Origin of the sequence: Lactococcus sp. DD01, from assembly GCF_001578715.1 — a bacterium.
Taxonomy (GTDB): Bacteria; Bacillota; Bacilli; order Lactobacillales; family Streptococcaceae; genus Lactococcus; species Lactococcus petauri.
In genome coordinates this window covers 1,113,770-1,134,037 of record NZ_KQ968939.1, presented here as the reverse complement: position 1 = coordinate 1,134,037, position 20,268 = coordinate 1,113,770, and the positions used below count along the sequence as shown (strand labels likewise).

The following is a 20,268-nucleotide window of genomic DNA, read 5'->3' as shown; positions in this document are numbered from 1 at the left end:
ATATAATATAGGGTAATGGTTTGTCGACAAATTCTGTGGGAAATATTGTCCCCACGGGTTTTGTAAGCAACGAAACGTCAAGTTTTCGTTGCTTTTTTGCCGTTTCTGAACTGTAAAAAATCTAAAAAGTAATGAAAAAGACAAACTACTGACTTTTCAGAATTTTTCATAAGAAACTTAAAAACGACAAATCTTGTATAACACATCCAGAAAAACTGGAAAAATAGAATGAGGAGAATCAACTTGGCAGGACATGACGTAAAATACGGTAAACACCGTACAAGACGCAGTTTTTCACGAATCAAAGAAGTAATTGGTTTGCCGAACTTGATCGAAGTTCAAACAGCAAGTTATCAAAACTTCCTTGACGAAGGTTTGGCTAACGTCTTCAAAGAAATGTTTCCAATTGACAACTTTGCGGGCACAATGGAGCTTGAATTTGTTGGATATGAAATGAAAGCCCCTAAATACACTGTGGATGAAGCCCGTGCTCACGATGCAAACTATTCTGCACCGATTCATGTGACTTTCCGCCTTGTAAATAAAGAAACAGGCGAATTGAAAACACAAGAAGTTTTCTTCGGTGATTTCCCACTTATGACTGAAATGGGTACATTCATCAACAACGGTTCTGAACGTTTGATCGTCAGCCAGTTGGTACGTAGCCCAGGTTCATACTTCCACCTTAAAACAGATAAAAATGGTTTGGAATCTTATGGTCATACAACTATTCCTAACCGTGGTGCGTGGTTTGAATTAGATACAGACGCTAAAGGTGTTGGTTATGTACGTATTGACCGTACACGTAAGTTAACATTTACAACAATGTTGCGTGCTCTTGGTTTTGGAAGTGACGATGAAATCCTTGAACTTATGGGACCAAGTGAACTCCTCAATACAACATTGGGCAAAGATGTTCACAAAAACCCATCAGACACACGTGTTGAAGAAGCACTTAAAGACATCTATGACCGCCTCCGTCCTGGTGAACCTAAAACAGCGGACAGCTCTCGTGGACTTTTAATTGCACGTTTCTTCGACCCACGTCGTTACGACTTTGCACCTGTAGGTCGTTATAAATTTAATAAAAAGCTTGCACTTAAAAACCGTATTCTCGGTTTGACTTTGGCAGAGCCAATCGTTGATCCTGAAACAGGTGAAATTCTCGTTGAATCTGATACTCCTGTAACACGTGATGTTTTAGATTCTATCGAAAACCTTTTGGATAATGGTCTCAATACAACAGTTTATCAACCATCTGACGATGCTGTTATTCCTGAGCCAATTGAACTTCAAACATTGAAAGTTTACTCTCCAAAAGATCCAGAACGTGTCGTGACATTGATTTCTAATGGTCAAATTCCTGCAGAAAATCGTGTGTTGATGCCAGCAGATGTGATTGCTAACATTAACTACTGGTTAGGTCTTTCTGAAGGTATTGGTAAAGTAGACGATATCGACCACTTAGGAAACCGTCGTATCCGTTCAGTTGGTGAATTGCTTCAAAACCAAGTCCGTATCGGTCTTTCACGTATGGAACGTGTTATCCGTGAACGTATGTCATCTTCTGAAAATGAAAATATGACACCTCAAGGATTGATTAACATCCGTCCTGTAACTGCTGCCATCAAAGAATTCTTTGGTTCTTCACAGTTGTCACAATTTATGGACCAACATAATCCTTTGTCAGAGCTTTCACACAAACGTCGTTTCTCTGCCTTAGGCCCTGGTGGTATCTCACGTGACCGTGCTTCATATGAAGTACGTGACGTTCACTACACTCACTATGGCCGTATGTGTCCGATTGAAACACCTGAGGGTCCAAATATCGGGTTGATCAATAACTTGTCTTCTTATGCCAAAATCAATGAATATGGTTTCATCATGTCACCATACCGTCGTATTGATCGTGCAACGGGAACAGTTACGGATGAAGTAGAGTATTTAACAGCTGACGAAGAGGACAACTACACTGTTGCCCAAGCTAACTCACCATTGACTGATGACAACAAATTTGTCAACGAAACAGTAATGGCCCGTCACGTTGGTAACAATATTGAAGTTGATGCTTCAACGGCAGACTATATGGACGTTTCTCCTAAACAGGTTATCGCCGTAGCAGCTGCTTGTATTCCTTTCTTGGAAAATGATGACTCCAACCGTGCCCTTATGGGTGCCAACATGCAACGTCAAGCCGTTCCATTGATTGATCCACATGCACCTTGGATTGGTACAGGTATGGAACATCAAACAGCACGTGATTCAGGTGCTGCTGTGATCGCTAAACATGATGGTACCGTTGAATATGTAGATGCTGACGAAATCCGTGTACGTCGTACATCAGGTGAACTTGATATCTATAACATCATGAAGTACCGTCGTTCAAACTCAGGAACTTCATATAACCAACGTCCACTTGCTGAACTGGGTGATAAAGTTGAAGCGGGCGACATCATTGGTGATGGACCATCAATGGAAAAAGGGGAAATGGCGCTTGGCCAAAACCCACTCGTTGCTTATATGACTTGGGAAGGTTATAACTTCGAGGATGCCATTATCATGTCTGAACGTTTGATTAAAGATGACGTTTATACATCTATTGCTATCGAAGAGTATGAATCAGAAACACGTGATACAAAGCTTGGCCCTGAAGAAATTACACGCGAAATTCCAAATATTGGTGATGAAGCCCTCAAAAACTTGGACGAAGACGGTATTATCCGTATTGGTGCTGAGGTTGAAGATGGAGACTTGCTCGTTGGTAAAGTAACACCAAAAGGTGAAACTGATCCTACACCTGAAGAACGTCTTCTTCGTGCTATCTTTGGTGAAAAAGCACGTGAAGTTCGTGATACATCACTCCGTGTTCCTCACGGTGGTGGCGGTATTGTTCACGATGTACGTGTATTCACACGTGAAAACGGTGATGAATTGCCATCAGGTGTGAACAAGTTGGTTCGTGTATTCATCTCACAAAAACGTAAAATCCACGTTGGGGATAAGATGGCCGGACGTCACGGTAACAAAGGTGTCGTTTCAAATATCGTTCCTGTAGAGGATATGCCTTACTTGCCAGATGGTACACCAATCGATATCATGTTGAATCCATTGGGTGTCCCTTCTCGTATGAATATCGGACAAGTTATGGAACTTCACTTAGGTATGGCTGCACGTACATTGGGTATTCACATTGCATCACCGGTCTTCGATGGTGCAAGTGATGAAGATATCTGGAATACCGTTAAGGAAGCTGGAATGGCTGATGATGCCAAAACAGTCCTTTATGATGGACGTACAGGTGAAGCTTTTGATAACCGTATCTCTGTCGGTGTCATGTACATGATCAAACTTCACCACATGGTTGATGATAAACTTCACGCACGTAGTGTTGGTCCTTACTCACTCGTTACACAACAACCGCTCGGTGGTAAAGCACAGTTCGGTGGACAACGTTTCGGGGAAATGGAAGTTTGGGCCCTTGAAGCGTATGGTGCGGCAAATGTTCTCCAAGAAATTTTGACTTACAAGTCAGATGATGTTATTGGACGTACACGTGCCTATGAAGCTATCGTTAAGGGTGAACGTATTCCTAAACCAGGTCTTCCTGAATCATTCCGTGTCCTTGTAAAAGAATTGCAAGCACTTGGTATGGATCTTAAAGTCCTTGATGGTGAGAAAAATGTCCTTGACCTTCGTGAACTTGATGATGAAATCGAAGTTCGTCAAGAAAATATTGACATTACGCCAGAAATGCTTGAAGCTCAGGAGCAAATTGTTACTGAAGCAGTGGAAACTGAACAAGCATTGATTAGCGAAGCAAAAGAAGAAAAATAATTGTTCTTTTCTGTGAACAAGAAGTTTATTAGGAGTAAGAAATAGCTTTTCGTAATAAATTTAAGATAAAAGCCTTTTAAGGTAAACCGCTGTGCAAGTGTGCTAGGCGGTAATGTAGAACTGTATTTGGATGGATAACTTCTATTTTAAAAATAAGTTCTACATTGCTGCCTATCACATGAGCTTTGATCCGTTAGATTGAAGATTTTCGGGCAAGATTGTGTTTTAAAAGATACAGCTAGCGGGCTTCACAGAAATGTTTGTCAAGAGCCAAACATTCAACAGAAAAGAAATAAATACAAAGAAAGTGGAGAAAACATTGGTCGATGTAAATAAATTTGAGAGCATGCGAATTGGTATCGCATCTCCACAAAAAATTCGTTACTGGTCATTTGGTGAAGTCAAAAAACCAGAAACCATCAACTATCGTACGCAAAAACCTGAACGCGAAGGTCTCTTCGATGAGCGTATCTTTGGTCCACAAAAGGACTGGGAATGTGCTTGTGGTAAGCTTAAAGGCGTTTTCTACAAAAACCAAGTCTGCGAACTCTGTGGTGTTCAAGTAACGACAGCTAAATCACGTCGTGAACGTATGGGACACATCGAGTTGGCAGCACCAACTTCACACATCTGGTATTTCAAAGGGATTCCATCACGTATGGGGCTTGCACTTGATATGAGCCCACGTGCTCTTGAAGAAGTTATTTACTTCGCAAGTTATGTCGTTATTGATCCTAAGGAAACAGATCTTGAAAAGAAACAACTTTTGACAGAGCGTGAATATCGGGAACAACTTTTGAAAAATGGTTTTGGTTCATTTGTTGCGAAAATGGGTGCTGAAGCTATCCAAGATTTGCTTAACGATGTTGATATTGATGCAGAAGTTGCTGAACTTAAAGAAGAATTGAAAAATGTTAGCGGACAACGTCGTGTGAAAATCATTCGTCGTTTAGACGTATTAACAGCCTTCAAAAAATCTGGTAACAAATTAGCTTGGATGGTACTTAATGTGCTTCCAGTTATTCCACCAGATCTTCGTCCAATGGTTCAATTGGATGGTGGACGTTTTGCCACATCTGATTTGAATGACCTTTATCGTCGTGTTATCAACCGTAACAATCGTTTGAAACGTTTGATGGAGCTTAACGCCCCTAATATTATCGTCCAAAATGAAAAACGTATGTTGCAAGAAGCTGTTGATACATTGATTGACAACGGTCGTCGTGGTCGTCCAATCACAGGTGCCGGTAATCGTCCGCTTAAATCTCTCAGCCATATGCTGAAAGGTAAACAAGGGCGTTTCCGTCAAAACTTGTTGGGTAAACGTGTTGACTACTCAGGGCGTTCAGTTATTGCAGTTGGTCCAACACTTAAAATGTACCAATGTGGTGTCCCACGTGAAATGGCTATCGAACTCTTCAAACCATTCGTAATGTCCGAATTGGTTAAACGTGAAATGGCTGCCAACATCCGTGCGGCTAAACGTAAAGTTGAACGCCAAGATGCTGAAGTTTGGGATGTCCTTGAAGAAGTTGTTAAAGAACACCCTGTTCTTCTTAACCGCGCACCGACGCTTCACCGCTTAGGTATTCAAGCGTTCGAGCCAGTACTTATTGATGGACGTGCAATGCGTTTGCACCCGCTGGCTTGTGAAGCCTACAATGCCGACTTTGACGGTGACCAAATGGCGATTCACGTGCCATTGTCAGAAGAAGCGCAAGCCGAAGCACGTTTGCTTATGCTTGCTGCTGAACACATCCTTAACCCTAAAGATGGTAAACCAGTCGTTACACCTTCTCAAGATATGGTCTTGGGTAACTACTACTTGACAATGGAAGCAAAAGGACGTGAAGGAGAAGGTATGATCTTCTCTAATCCTGAAGAAGTTGAAATTGCAATGCGTAACGGATATGTTCACTTGCATACACGTATCGGTATTGCAACACAATCAATGAATAAACCTTGGACAGAATTCCAAAAAGGTAAAATCTTGATTACAACTGTCGGTAAAGTAATGTTCAACTCAATTATGCCTGAAGGAAATGAAATTTATCCAGAAGGTATGCCTTACTTGAATGAAAATACCGATGAGAACATCACAACTCAAACGGATGACCGTTTCTTCATGGAACCTGGTGAAGATATCCATAAACGTTTAGCTGAAATTGATACAGTATTGCCATTCAAGAAAAAACACTTGGGTAATATTATCGCTGAAGTCTTCAAACGTTACCGCACAACAACAACTTCTGAGTTCCTTGACTTGCTCAAGAACTTAGGTTACCACCAATCAACATTGGCTGGTTTAACAGTTGGTATTGCGGATATCCCAGTGGTTCCTGAAAAAGCAGAAATCATTGGTGCTGCACACAAACGTGTAGAACAAATCACTAAACAATTCCGTCGTGGTTTGATTACTGATGATGAGCGCTACAATGCGGTTACTGATGTTTGGCGTGGTGCAAAAGATACACTTGAAAAACGCTTGATTGAAGAACAAGATTTGACTAACCCGATCGTTATGATGATGGACTCTGGTGCCCGTGGTAACATTTCCAACTTCTCACAATTGGCCGGTATGCGTGGTTTGATGGCTGCTCCTAATGGTCGTATCATGGAATTGCCTATCATTTCTAACTTCCGTGAAGGTCTTTCTGTCTTGGAAATGTTCTTCTCAACTCACGGTGCGCGTAAAGGTATGACCGATACAGCCCTTAAGACTGCCGATTCTGGTTATCTTACACGTCGTTTGGTTGACGTTGCTCAAGATGTTATCATCCGTGAAGTGGATTGTGGTACAGATCGTGGACTCTTGATTTCTGATATTGCCACTGGTAAAGAAATGGTAGAACCGTTGGTTGAACGTCTTGAAGGACGTTACACACGTAAAACAGTTGTACATCCAGAAACTGGTGAAGTAATTATTGGCGATGATCAATTGATTACAGAAGATATCGCGAAGCAAATCGTTGCTGCAGGTATCAAAGAAGTTACAATTCGTTCAGTATTTACATGTAAAACACCACATGGTGTATGTAAACACTGTTACGGTAAAAACTTGGCAACAGGTGAAGCCGTTGAAGTTGGTGAAGCTGTTGGTACAATCGCCGCTCAATCAATCGGTGAACCTGGTACACAGTTGACAATGCGTACATTCCACACGGGTGGTGTTGCGTCAAGCTCAGATATCACTCAAGGTTTGCCTCGTGTACAAGAAATCTTTGAAGCACGTAACCCTAAAGGGGAAGCAATCATTACCGAAGTTACTGGTACGGTTGAATCTATCGTTGAAGATGCTGCGACACGTACACGTGAAATCACAGTCAAAGGTAAAACAGATACACGTTCATATACAGTATCAATGGCTGATGTACTTATGGTTGAAGAAGGTGAATTTATCCACCGTGGTCACCAATTGATCCAAGGTTCAATTGAACCTAAGCACTTGCTCCAAGTACGTGATGCTTTATCTGTTGAAACTTACTTGCTCGGTGAAGTTCAAAAAACTTACCGTTCACAAGGGGTTGAAATCGGGGATAAACACATCGAGGTTATGGTTCGCCAAATGCTTCGTAAAGTCCGCGTAATGGATACTGGTGATGTTGATATCTTGCCTGGTGGACTTATGGATATTTCTGACTTTGAAAAAATCAATGAAGAAGCTCTCCTTTCAGGTAAAACACCAGCGACAGCACGTCCTGTTCTTATGGGTATTACCAAAGCATCATTGGAAACAAATTCATTCTTGTCTGCTGCATCCTTCCAAGAAACGACACGTGTCTTGACTGATGCTGCAATCCATGGTAAAGAAGACCACTTACTTGGTCTTAAGGAAAATGTCATTATCGGTAAGATTATTCCTGCCGGTACAGGTATGTTCCGTTACCGTAATCTTGAGCCATTGTCAGATTTGTCAAATGCTCCTGAAGTCACTGTTTCAGAAACTGAAATTGAAGAAGTAAAATAAAATAAAAAATAGCGATGATTATATCGCTATTTTTTGTAAAAGAAAAACGGAAGATGAACTCTTATTGAAAGGATAGTCTTCCGTTTTATTATTAACAAATAATCTTTCTTTTTTCAGAAGTTAGAGTCAAAGTGTCATTGGCTTGGATAGTAAAAGACTCTCCATCGATTTGAACGGGTTGAACGGACTGCGATGTTACTGCAGCTGCTGTGGAAACACTATGATGGAAAAGGTTATTATCTAAATGTTTTCCCTTAAGCAGACTAGGAATTAACGAAAATATTTTCGGGATACTGTATCTGTCCAACTCAACTAAATGAATTTCTTGGCTGAGATTAGTCGCTTCAGGTGCAATTTGAATACCACCGCCAAAATAGGGATGCTTAGTAAAGGTCAAGAGAAAGGCATTATCAAACTTAAAAGCATTTTTCATGTTGTAAACGCTAAGCTCAAACGGTTTTTTGCTAAATAAAACATGAAGGGCAGTCAGAAAGTAAGAAAGCCTGCCTAATTTGAGTGCATTAAGTATGCTTTTCATGCGTCCACTGTTAGTTGCTTTGACAATGGCTGCATCTAAACCGATTCCTACATTATTGAGCGCATAGCCAGAAAACGATTGCGATTTATAATGGATAACATAAAAATCTTTGGTCTTATCTTGGCGAATATTTTCGAAGGCTTGGATAGGATCAAAAGAAAGCCCCAAACTGCGGGCAAAATCATTACCTGAACCAGAAGGAATGTAACCAAAGGACAGATCATCCGGTAAAGCATTGAGAGTCAAAGAAATGGTACCGTCACCACCTAAGATGACAAGCCGGTCCTCTGCTGATTTCTCTTCCAAGATTTTTTGGATAAAAGCTGCTTCTTGCCCAGTATGTTCGGTCGCAAAGAGTTTGTAAGAGAGGCCCTCTTTTTCGAGATAGGGCAATAAAAGTTTCAATGAACGCTCCCCTTTGCGTGAACCGGCATTGGGATTGGCAAGAATGTAATAAATCATAGAACTATTTTATCAAAAAAATATATTTTAGAGGTAAATAACATAACAATTTCCAATGATACAAAAAATTTCGTAAGAGTAACAAAGTAAAAAAAGAAAGTTTTCGAGTGAATGGCAAAAAACGCGAACAGCCTTTTATATGTTATAATTAGAAGAAACAGTTAAATATAATTAAAAATATTTCTGCAATGAAAACTAAAAGTTATGGTTCTCATGCAGGTTAATGAAGAATAATAGGTTAAAAATATGCAATATGAAGAAATAAACGAAAAAACGATAAAGATTAGCCTAACCTTTCAAGATTTGGTTGATCATGATGTCAAACTCTCTGATTTTTTTACGAACCAGTCAATGGTTGAAAATCTTTTCTATGAATTAGTAGAAGAACTAGGACTTGAGGAAAGGTTCTCATCAGGACTTTTAACTTTCCAAATTCAACCTTTCCCTAAAGGGGTGAATATTATTGTTACTGAAGAAAATATCGATATTGATCCCAATAATCTCCCTGATGATCCCGAAGAATTTGAGCAGCTTATGACGGATTTCTTTGGACGTGTGGAAGATTTAAAACAAAATGGCGGAACAATGGCAGATACAAGTACAACTGAAACAAAAGAAACAAAAGTAGAAAATAAACCAGATCCAGATTTTGTCTTCTATTCTCTAGAATTTGAAAACATGTCTCAACTTTTGACAGCAGTAAAAAATGTTAAAATTGATGCAGAGGAATCTGAACTTTATAGCTATGAAGATAAGTTTTATTTGATTATTTTGGACAATCAAAAGTCAAAAGGAAAGACAGCCGTAAGTTCGATGCGTGCCCGAATGTTAGAATACGGACAGGAAACGATCAACAGTCGCGAAACACTACAAGAATACGGCGAGATACTAATCAATACACGTGCTTTGGAAGTTCTCTCAAAAATTTAAGATATGATAGATACCATAAAAGAAATCCCGATTAAGGGGATTCCCTTCACAGTAGAGTTCTTCATTGTGCTCTTCGTGACATTTGGAATGTCCTTGATTTTCACCCCATTAATGACCTTTGTTTCACGCCGAATTGGAGCTGTAGACAAGCCTAATAAGCGACGTGTCAATACTAAAATAATGCCCTCGGCAGGGGGATTAGCTATTTTTGCATCCTTTGCAATTGCGACACTTTTTATCCTCCCGATGATCGTTTACCCACAACTTCCCCTAATGAGCCCCAAACAATTGGCGGAAGGAATTAAGCCTCATTTTGTGACTTATATCAACTACATTGCACCTTTTATTGTAGCAGGTGGTATTGTTGTTCTGACGGGATTGATTGACGACATCAAAGAAATCTCCCCTAAGATGAAGATGGCTGGGTTGCTTCTCGCTGCTTCAATCACATGGTTTTTTACCCATGCACGCTTTGACAATCTTAAAATCCCTTTCGGTGGTCCTTTTCTTGAATTTCCCGCTTGGTTATCCTTTATTTTTACCGTTTTTTGGATTGTGTCGATTACAAATGCGGTTAATCTGATCGATGGCCTAGACGGTTTAGCCAGTGGTGTCTCCGTGATTTCACTCTTTACCATGGGGATTGTGTCTTACTTCTTTTTACCAGGTTCAAGTATCTTCTTGCCTATCACCATTTTTACCTTAGTTGCCGCCATTATGGGCTTCTTCCCCTATAACTATCATCCAGCGATTATCTATCTAGGAGATACTGGTGCACTGTTTTTGGGATTTATGATATCGGTTGTGTCCCTGCAAGGTTTAAAGAATGCAACGGCAGTAGCTGTTCTAACACCACTTTTGATTTTAGGTGTTCCATTAACAGATACAATCGTGGCAATGGTACGGCGAAAACTGAATAATCAAAGAATTTCTAGTGCGGATAAAATGCACCTGCACCACCGTTTGATGTATATTGGCTTCACTCATCGAGGCGCTGTATTAGTTATTTATGGCATAGCTGGAATTTTTGCCTTTATTTCCTTAATCCTACAAGTTTCCAGCCGGATCGGTGGTATATTCTTAATTATTGCTTTGCTGCTTGGACTGGGGCTGTTTATTGACTTGGTCGGTATACTTGGCAAAGACCGTCAACCTTTCCTAAATGTTTTGAGGTTCATTGGCAGTTCGGAGTATCGAGAGCAAGTTATAAGTAAGAAACATAAAAGAAAATATAAACACGACAAAACAGAACGGAAATGAGCTTTTCGTCTGTTTTTTTTGTTATAATGGAGGGTGAAGTGTAAAAGATATTTTACTTATTAATTGAAGGAGTTAGAATGGCAATTTTAGAAATTAAAAATCTTCATGTGAGCATTGAAGACAAAGAAATCCTTAAAGGTGTAAACCTTACTATTAGTACCAATGAAGTACATGCAATCATGGGTCCAAACGGTACAGGGAAATCAACCTTGTCAGCAGCAATTATGGGAAATCCAAGTTACACAGTCACTGAAGGAGAAATTCTATTTGATGGTGAAAATGTCCTTGAATTAGAAGTCGATGAACGCGCTCGCCTTGGATTATTCCTTGCGATGCAGTACCCTTCTGAAATTCCAGGAATTACAAACGCTGAATTTATGCGTGCAGCCATTAATGCTAAACGTGCAGAAGATGACAAAATTTCTGTTATGGATTTCATTAAAAAATTGGATAAAAATATGGAATTACTTAACATGAAAGAAGAGATGGCAGAGCGTTACCTCAATGAAGGCTTCTCTGGTGGGGAGAAGAAACGTAATGAAATCCTCCAACTCTTGATGTTAGAACCAACTTTTGCTATTTTGGATGAAATTGACTCTGGGCTTGACATCGATGCGCTTAAAGTAGTCTCAAAAGGCGTGAACGCTATGCGTGGCGATAGTTTTGGTGCCCTTATCATCACCCACTATCAACGTTTACTCGACTATATTACCCCAGATGTCGTTCACATCATGATGGAAGGCCGCGTTGTTATGACAGGCGGAGCCGAACTTGCGAAACGTCTTGAAAAAGAAGGATATGCTAAAATCTCTGAAGAATTAGGGATTGAATATAAGGAAGAAGCATAGGTTGAGGTCGTATGAGGTGTTAAGGGACAGAAAGTCATACATCACCAAATACATCATGGAGATACAATTAAATGAATGAAAAAATAAAAAATTTCTCGCTCATGCATGCTGAACCAAACTGGTTATCAGAGCTTCGTCAAACCGCCTTTGAGGCTATGACAGGGTTAGAGATGCCCAATATTGAGCGTGTGAAATTCAATCGTTGGGGCTTGGATAATACAGAAATAGGGGATTCTGAGCCAAGTGGAAACGTTCCAAGCTTTACAGAATTACCAAATCACCCACTTTTGGTACAAGTAGGCAGCCAAAATGTTATGGAGCAAATGCGTCCAGATTTGGCTGAAAAAGGTGTTGTTTTCACTGATTTTGCTTCAGCGATGGAAGAAATTCCTGAGATAGTCGAAACTTATTTCGGCAAAGCTGTGAGTTATACAGAAGATCGTTTAGCAGCAAGCAATGTTGCCAGTTTCAACTCTGGCGCGGTTCTTTATATTCCGGACAATGTTGAAATTGACGTGCCTGTAGAAGCAAAGTTCTATCAGGATTCTGAGTCAGATTTGCCTTTCAATAAACACATCTTAATTATTGCTGGTCGTAACAGTAAGCTTGATTATTTGGAACGTTTGGAAAGTATCGGTGATGGCAACGTTAAGGTCACAGGTAATCTTTCTATCGAAGTTATTGCCCTTGAAGGTGCGCAAGTGAAATTTGCGGCTATTGACCGTTTAGGAGAACATGTCACAGCTTATATCAGTCGTCGCGGGCATTTAGCAAATAATGCTACAATTGATTGGTCTATCGGAACAATGAATGATGGCAATGTTATTTGTGATTTTGACAGCGATTTAAAAGGTGATGGAAGCCACTCACAAATCAAAGTTGTTGGATTATCTATGGGTAAACAAATCCAAGGGATTGATACTCGTGTGACAAACTTTGGCCGTAATTCAGTAGGGCATATCTTGCAACATGGTGTTATTCTTGATCGAGGCACATTAACTTTTAATGGAATTGGTCAAATCATGCGCGGGGCTAAAGGGGCGGATGCGCAACAAGAAAGCCGAGTATTGATGCTTTCAGACCGTGCTCGTAGTGATGCCAATCCTATTTTGCTCATTGAGGAAAATGACGTAACTGCAGGACACGCAGCTTCTATTGGTCAGGTTGATCCTGAGGATATGTACTACCTTATGAGTCGAGGCTTAGATGAAACAACAGCCAAACGTCTTGTTATTCGAGGTTTCCTCGGTGCAGTTGTAACTGAAATTCCAATTAAAGCCGTTCGTGATGAATTTATCTCAATTATCGAGAGAAAGTTGGCAATCTAATGATTGACTTAACAAAAGACTTTAAAATTCTTAATCAAAAAGTTAATGACGAACCATTAGTCTACTTGGACAATGCAGCCACCACCCAAAAGCCACAGCAGGTGTTGGATGTTTTGACAAACTATTATGAGCATGATAATGCCAATGTTCATCGCGGGGTTCATACGCTTGCAGAGCGTGCAACTGCAGATTATGAGGCAGCACGTGAAAAGGTTCGAAAGTTTATTCATGCTGCGTCTACGAAAGAAGTATTGTTCACTCGTGGAACAACAACGAGTTTAAACTGGGTCTCAAAATTTGCGGAGCAAACCTTAACAGCAGGTGATGAGATTATTATTTCCGTTGCGGAGCATCACTCAAACTTTGTCCCTTGGCAACAAGTTGCCGAAAAAACGGGAGCAATTCTAAAAATTGTCTATCTGAAAGAAGGTGCTTTAGACGTTGATGACTTAAAAGAAAAACTGACGACTAGAACAAAATTTGTAAGCTTAACACATGCCTCAAATGTCCTAGGTTCAATCACTCCGATTAAGGAAATTGCTGAGTTAGTTCATCATCACGGTGCCTATTTTGTCGTTGATGGTGCGCAGTCTGTTCCGCATATGAAAATTAATGTCCAAGAGTTGGATGTAGATTTCTTTGCTTTTTCGGGGCATAAAATGTGTGGTCCAACAGGAATTGGTGTTCTTTATGGAAAAGAGACTTTGCTTAATCAAATGAATCCTATCGAATTTGGTGGAGAAATGATTGACTTCGTTTATGAAAGTCACTCGACATGGACGGAGTTGCCATGGAAGTTTGAAGCGGGCACACCAAATATTGCGGGAGCTATCGCACTCGGGGCAGCTATTGACTACCTTGAAGCAATAGGAATGGACAATATTCATCGGTATGAGCAAGAGCTTGTAGCTTATGTGATGCCTAAACTAAAAGCGATTGAAGGTTTGGAAGTTTATGGTCCAGAAGCTGTTGAAGAGCGCAGTGGTGTGGTTGCCTTTAATATCCGAGGACTTCATCCTCATGATTTGGCGACAGCTTTGGATATGGAAGGTGTGGCTGTACGAGCTGGACATCATTGCGCACAGCCTTTGCTTAATTATCTTGGTCAAGCGTCAACAGCACGCGCAAGTTTTTATATTTATAATACAAAAGCAGACTGCGATAAACTGGTGGATGCTCTTTTGAAGACAAAAGAGTTTTTCGGCTTATAGTATTCAAAAAAACGGAGAAAAAGAATGGCACTTTCAAAATTAGATAATTTATACCGTGCAGTAATTCTTGATCACTCTTCTGCGCCACGTCATGCAGGTGAATTACAACAGGCTTGTGTTGTTGATTTAAATAATCCAACCTGTGGAGATGTCATTCGCTTGACTGTTGCGTTTACAGAAGATAAGATTAGCGATATTGCCTTTAGCGGGCACGGTTGTACAATTTCAACAGCATCTGCCTCAATGATGACGGAAGCTGTGATTGGCAAGACAAAAGCAGAAGCTTTGGAATTGGCAAAGATTTTTTCAGAAATGGTGACAGGACACGTTGAAGAAGCGCAGGAGCGTTTAGGAGATGCACAATTCCTTGCAGGTGTGTCGAAATTTCCGCAGCGAGTAAAATGTTCAACGTTAGCCTGGAATGCCCTGAAAAAAGCGATTGAGACAGATGGTACCGCGACTGTATCTGAATCTCACTAAAATGCAAATAAAGAGAGGAAAATAATGACAGAAGAAGTTCCAGTATTAGAAGAATATAAATTTGGTTTTCATGATAATGCTGAATTAGTCATGTCTACAGGAACAGGTCTGACAGAAGATGTGATACGTACAATGTCGGCCGCAAAAGAAGAACCAGAATGGATGCTGGATTTCCGCCTCAAGTCCTTCGAAGCCTTCAAAAAATTAGATCTCCCAGAATGGGGGCCTGATTTATCAGACATTGATTTTGATGATGTGGTGTATTACCAAAAACCCACCGATAAACCTGCCCGTACTTGGGAAGAAGTTCCTGATGAAATTAAGGAAACCTTTGAAAAAATTGGTATCCCAGAAGCAGAGCGTGCTTACCTAGCAGGAGCATCAGCACAGTATGAGTCAGAAGTTGTTTATCACAACATGAAGGAAGAATTTGAAAAACTTGGTATCGTCTTCACCGATACGGATTCTGCTCTGAAAGAATATCCGGAGCTTTTCAAAAAATACTTTGCAAAGCTCGTGCCACCAACGGACAATAAATTAGCTGCTTTGAATTCAGCAGTTTGGTCTGGAGGAAGTTTCGTTTATGTGCCTAAAGGGGTAAAATGTGAAATTCCAATCCAAGCCTATTTCCGTATTAATAACGAAAAGTCTGGTCAGTTTGAACGTACTTTAATCATTGTTGATGAGGGTGCTTCTATCCAATATGTGGAAGGTTGTACTGCACCAACATATTCATCAGCCAGCTTACATGCTGCTGTTGTTGAAATCTTCTGTGAAGAAGGTGGATATATGCGTTATTCAACCATTCAAAACTGGTCAGACAATGTCTATAACTTGGTAACAAAACGTGCCAAAGCAGAGGCAAATGCAACTGTGGAATGGATTGATGGTAACTTAGGCTCACGTGTCTCTATGAAGTATCCAGCTGTCTATTTAGACGGTCCTGGCGCACGTGGTACAATGCTTTCAATCGCCTTTGCTAACGCAAATCAAGAGCAAGATACAGGTGCTAAAATGATTCATAATGCACCAAATACAAGCTCATCGATTATTTCTAAATCCATTTCTAAATCTGGTGGAGCTGTAAATTATCGTGGACAAGTAACCTTCAACAAAAATTCTGCACATTCTAAATCACATATTGAATGTGACACGATTATTATGGATGATATTTCAAAATCAGATACAATTCCATTTAATGAGATTCATAACTCACAAGTTGCCTTGGAACATGAAGCCAAAGTATCTAAAATCTCAGAAGAACAGTTATACTATTTGATGAGCCGTGGTTTAACAGAAAAAGAAGCCACAGATATGATTGTGATGGGCTTTATTGAACCCTTTACTAAAGAACTCCCAATGGAGTATGCAGTAGAACTCAACCGATTGATTTCTTACAGCATGGAGGGTTCAATCGGTTAAAGAAAAAGCAAAGCTTTTTCCCGATTGAATCAGCAGATAGAGATTTTCATAAGAAAATCATCACTCGTATCGGTTAAAGAAAAAGCAAAGCTTTTCCCGATTGAATCAGTTCTCAGACATCTTGTCTGAAACAATCTCAATATCAAACTAAAAACTCCTTATATAAGGAGTTTTTTTAGAATTGTTATATAATTTCAACACAAAAACATCTTACCTCAATAAAAATATATTGACAAACGATAATTAATCTTATAAAATAAGTCCATCAATATTTATGAAAATTAGGAGTAGAACTATGGAAGTAAAAAGCAAAGAGATAATAAAAGCACTCATTGGCTTCGGCCTTCTTTATATCGGATTTTATCTTATGGGATCTGTAAATTTACATATCGGTCTTTTTCAAGAGTTGACATTGTTAGTATTTAGCCTTTTAGCTGCTGCTCTTATCTTTAAAAACTCCGCACTGGAATGGTTTAGAAAGCCAGAAGGTAAGTATCTTAAAATAATTATTCTTTGCTTTTTTGCAAATGTTATTTGGTCATTTATTGGTGGAGCTTTGGTGCAGATAATCTTTGGCTTAGCCGGAAATCATGGCAACGAGGCCATTGGAAATCTAGCGCTCCTACCTTTTGTACCTTTTATGCTGATGGGAGAAGAACTTTTTTCGATAACTCTTCTGGAAACTTTTCGTAAAAAATTTGCTTGGCCGACATGGATTAGTACCTTGCTGACAGCTTTTATTTTCGGTATGGTTCATTTTCAAACTTATTTTGGCGGGGATGTACTAAGAACAATTGTTCAAATCTTACTCGTGCAGGGAGCTGCCCGTTTGATATTTAACTATGCTTATCTGAAAACAAAATCAATCTGGACTTCTTGGATAGTGCATCTTATCTTTGATATTGTTATGTTAACAGTACCTCTTTTTTTACAGAAATAGTAAGCTGATTCTCTGGATCAGTTTTTACTTATCTGAACGAAATAATAAATGAGGAATAATCTTTACTTAAGGGTATACTCAACTTCCTACTTTTAACTTTTTGTGTTAAACTATTAAACAGTATGTAAAAAAGAAAGAGCTGTAATATGAGTATTATCAATGTAAAAAATTTATCGCATGGCTTTGGTGAGCGCGTGATTTTTGAAAATGTGTCTTTCCGTCTTCTTAAAGGCGAACATGTCGGGCTGGTCGGTGCGAATGGTGAAGGTAAATCAACCTTTATGAATATCATCACAGGAGCTTTACAACCCGATGAAGGTAAAGTAGAATGGTCAAAAAAAGTTCGCGTTGGTTACTTAGATCAACATGCAGTCTTACAAAAAGGGCAAACAATCCGTGATGTTCTTTCAAGTGCCTTTCAGTATCTTTTTGATATTGAAGCGGAAATTAATGATCTGTATTTGAAAATGGGAGATGTGACCCCAGAAGAAATGGATCAACTTTTGGAAGAAGTCGGCGAACTACAAGACATTCTAGAGCAAAGTGACTTTTATCAAATTAACTCTAAAGTGGAGGAAATCGGACGCGGACTTGGTCTTCATGAAATCGGCTTTGAGCGAGATGTTGAAGATCTGTCTGGTGGCCAACGTACTAAGGTTCTTTTGGCAAAACTCTTGCTGACAAAACCCGAAATCCTGATGTTGGATGAGCCAACAAACCATTTGGATGAAGAGCATATTGCATGGCTTAAGCAGTATCTCTTAGATTACGAAAATGCCTTTATCTTGATCTCGCATGACATTCCTTTCTTAAGTTCTGTTATTAACATCATTTACCATATGGAAAATGGTTCCTTAGATCGTTATGTTGGCAATTACGAAGCCTTCCAGTCTGTCTATGAAATGAAGAAAAAACAAGAATTGGCAGCATATAAACGCCAGCAATCAGAAATTGCAGATCTTAAGGATTTTGTTGCACGAAATAAAGCACGTGTAGCGACAAGAAATATGGCAATGTCCCGTCAGAAAAAACTAGATAAAATGGACATGATTGAATTAAGTGCAGAGCGACCAAAACCCCAATTTGATTTCAAAAAAGGTGCAACTTCAAGTAAACTTATTTTTGAGACTAAAGATTTAGTTATTGGATATACAGAGCCTTTGTCACGCCCACTCAACTTACGGGCTGAACGCGGCCAGAAGATAGTTTTTACAGGGGCAAACGGGATTGGTAAAACAACTCTCTTGCGTAGCATTTTGGGAGAAATACAAGCCATTGACGGAGAAGTTCAACGTGGTGAAAAATTAGAAATTGGTTATTTTGAACAAGAAGTGAAAAGTGACAATGGGAAAACATGTTTGGAAGAGATTTGGGATACTTTCCCGGCAATGAACCAAGCGGAAGTTCGGGCTGCGTTGGCACGTTGTGGCTTAACAAAAAAACATATTGAAAGTAAAGTTGCGGTTTTAAGTGGTGGTGAAAAAGCTAAAGTTCGCTTGTGTAAATTAATGAATGCTGAAAGTAACGTCCTTGTCCTTGATGAACCAACCAATCATTTGGATGTGGATGCCAAGGATGAACTCAAACGTGCCTTACAAGAATATAAGGGAACAATTCTTTTAATTTCACATGAACCAGAATTCTACCAAGATGTTGCAACTGAGACTTGGAATTGTGAATCTTGGACGACAAAAGTACTGTAAACAGTACTTTTTATTTATTTAAAGCAACTTTTTTAGAACCGATAATCCTTGCTGTATTTTTTCTTCTAAAAAAAATCCGTTTTTTTATAATCTTTTTCGTAATTTCATGGAAAAAAGTTGTATAATTGTAGGAGTGCAATTAATCAGTTTTTTAAGGAGAAAACATGGAACAGCAAATCACAAGAAAGCCAGACAATGCTTTCAAAAAGTTGACCCAGTTTTTTATTGTTGATAAGGTCTTTCTTGTATCGTTTATTATCGCCGTTATTTCAGTGAGTATGGGCGGAATACAGACTGAATTTTTTGATAACAAAGTCATTGTAACTGTTTTTGGTTTAATGTTAGTTATTGCTGGTTTTCGATCTACTGGTATTTTGTCCTATATGGGCCAAACATTGGTTAAAAGAAGTAAAACAACACGTCAGCTTGTACGATTCACCACAATGCTGGCCTTCTTTTTTGCCGTATTTTTTACTAATGATCTCACCATATTGACGATTTTACCGCTCTACTTGACGATTACTCGAGAAATAAAAAATCGTAAGTCTGTTTACATTGGAGCCGCGATGATTGTACCTGCTTGTCATACAGGCTCAAGTCTTTTACCGCAAGGTAATCCTCACAATCTTTATTTATATTCTTTTTATCAAAACCCAGCACATCATTTGGGGCAGTCATTGACAAATTTAGGATTTTTTAAAGGAACAGGCTTACTATGGCTCGCAGGCTTTCTGCTCTTGAACTTGGCTTGCCAATTTATTGACAACGAGCCCTTGGTCATTGAAACAAAAGTAAACAAGTTCAATCGATTAGAAACCTCAATCTTTATTGCTTTAATGATTTTAATGGCCGCAGCTGTATTTGGTTATGTTAACTTTTATCTTGCTGTAGCTATTGTTGCTGTAATTGTTCTTTTCTATCGTCCCGAACTTTTTAAGGGTGTTGATTACCATTTACTTCTTACCTTTGTTTTCTTCTTCTTGATTGTAGGAAATATCGCAAATATTCAAGTACTTACGGACTTTATTAGCAATACCTTTGTTGGCCCACAGATGTCCTTCTTAGGCACAGTCTTTATGAGCCAGATTATCTCTAATATCGCAGCACCAATTCTTATATCACCTTTTACTCCTCATGCCGTTTCTGTCGTTATCGGTGCAGATATTGGTGGTATAGGGACGATGGTAGCTTCAATGGCAACGTTGATTGCCTATAAAATCATTCGCGTTCAAGCACGTGGTGAAACGGCAGGATTTGTAAAATACTTTGCCTTAGTAAATGCTGGTTTTCTTGCTGTTTTAGTAGTTGTAGGTCTGATTATCGTGAGTTTTGGAATTTAAAAAAA

Annotated in this window: 13 protein-coding genes; 12 read left to right on the top strand and 1 reads right to left on the bottom strand. The window is 39.4% G+C overall.

Annotated features, from left to right (window positions below; translation table 11 throughout):
* The first annotated feature begins 243 nt into the window (after positions 1-243).
* The gene (gene rpoB / locus LACDD01_RS05485) at positions 244-3,834 is read left to right on the top strand and encodes a DNA-directed RNA polymerase subunit beta (RefSeq protein WP_061413605.1); all 3,591 of its coding nucleotides are present in this window, start codon (positions 244-246) and stop codon (positions 3,832-3,834) included.
* A gap of 319 nt (positions 3,835-4,153) precedes the next feature.
* Positions 4,154-7,801 (top strand): DNA-directed RNA polymerase subunit beta', encoded by a 3,648-nt coding sequence (gene rpoC, locus LACDD01_RS05480; RefSeq protein ID WP_019292410.1) that lies wholly within the window; start codon positions 4,154-4,156, stop codon positions 7,799-7,801.
* Positions 7,802-7,892: 91 nt separating this feature from the next.
* Here rpoC and LACDD01_RS05475 read toward each other — a convergent pair whose 3' ends face one another.
* Entirely contained in the window at positions 7,893-8,801 is a 909-nt protein-coding gene (locus tag LACDD01_RS05475) for a diacylglycerol/lipid kinase family protein (protein ID WP_061413603.1), read from the bottom strand.
* Positions 8,802-9,047: 246 nt separating this feature from the next.
* Here LACDD01_RS05475 and LACDD01_RS05470 point away from each other — a divergent pair, with 246 nt between their 5' ends.
* The 10 genes from LACDD01_RS05470 to LACDD01_RS05425 all read left to right on the top strand — a co-directional run bounded on the left by LACDD01_RS05470 (position 9,048) and on the right by LACDD01_RS05425 (position 20,263).
* A complete protein-coding gene (locus LACDD01_RS05470; protein WP_019292408.1) occupies positions 9,048-9,731 on the top strand; it encodes an adaptor protein MecA in 684 nt (227 codons plus the stop codon).
* A gap of 3 nt (positions 9,732-9,734) precedes the next feature.
* Positions 9,735-10,991, top strand: coding sequence for a glycosyltransferase family 4 protein (locus LACDD01_RS05465; RefSeq protein WP_019292407.1), 1,257 nt, complete (start codon positions 9,735-9,737; stop codon positions 10,989-10,991).
* 77 nt (positions 10,992-11,068) lie between these two features.
* On the top strand, positions 11,069-11,839 hold the full coding sequence (gene sufC, locus LACDD01_RS05460) for a Fe-S cluster assembly ATPase SufC (RefSeq protein WP_061413601.1): 771 nt from the start codon (positions 11,069-11,071) through the stop codon (positions 11,837-11,839).
* Positions 11,840-11,910: 71 nt separating this feature from the next.
* Positions 11,911-13,167: a Fe-S cluster assembly protein SufD gene (gene sufD / locus LACDD01_RS05455; protein WP_019292405.1), complete on the top strand. Its 1,257-nt coding sequence runs from the start codon at positions 11,911-11,913 to the stop codon at positions 13,165-13,167.
* Positions 13,167-14,378 carry a cysteine desulfurase gene (locus tag LACDD01_RS05450; RefSeq protein ID WP_061413599.1) on the top strand — a complete coding sequence of 404 codons (1,212 nt, stop codon included), beginning with the start codon at positions 13,167-13,169 and terminating at the stop codon, positions 14,376-14,378. Before sufD ends, LACDD01_RS05450 begins: the two co-directional genes overlap by 1 nt.
* Before the next feature lie 24 nt (positions 14,379-14,402).
* Positions 14,403-14,858 (top strand): Fe-S cluster assembly sulfur transfer protein SufU, encoded by a 456-nt coding sequence (gene sufU, locus LACDD01_RS05445; protein ID WP_019292403.1) that lies wholly within the window; start codon positions 14,403-14,405, stop codon positions 14,856-14,858.
* A gap of 24 nt (positions 14,859-14,882) precedes the next feature.
* Positions 14,883-16,280, top strand: coding sequence for a Fe-S cluster assembly protein SufB (sufB, locus tag LACDD01_RS05440; RefSeq protein WP_004259194.1), 1,398 nt, complete (start codon positions 14,883-14,885; stop codon positions 16,278-16,280).
* Between the two features lie 295 nt (positions 16,281-16,575).
* A complete protein-coding gene (locus LACDD01_RS05435; protein WP_019292099.1) occupies positions 16,576-17,220 on the top strand; it encodes a CPBP family intramembrane glutamic endopeptidase in 645 nt (214 codons plus the stop codon).
* Between the two features lie 146 nt (positions 17,221-17,366).
* Entirely contained in the window at positions 17,367-18,923 is a 1,557-nt protein-coding gene (locus LACDD01_RS05430; protein WP_061413597.1) for an ABC-F family ATP-binding cassette domain-containing protein, read from the top strand.
* Between the two features lie 164 nt (positions 18,924-19,087).
* The gene (locus LACDD01_RS05425; RefSeq protein WP_061413595.1) at positions 19,088-20,263 is read left to right on the top strand and encodes an SLC13 family permease; all 1,176 of its coding nucleotides are present in this window, start codon (positions 19,088-19,090) and stop codon (positions 20,261-20,263) included.
* Positions 20,264-20,268 lie beyond the last annotated feature (5 nt).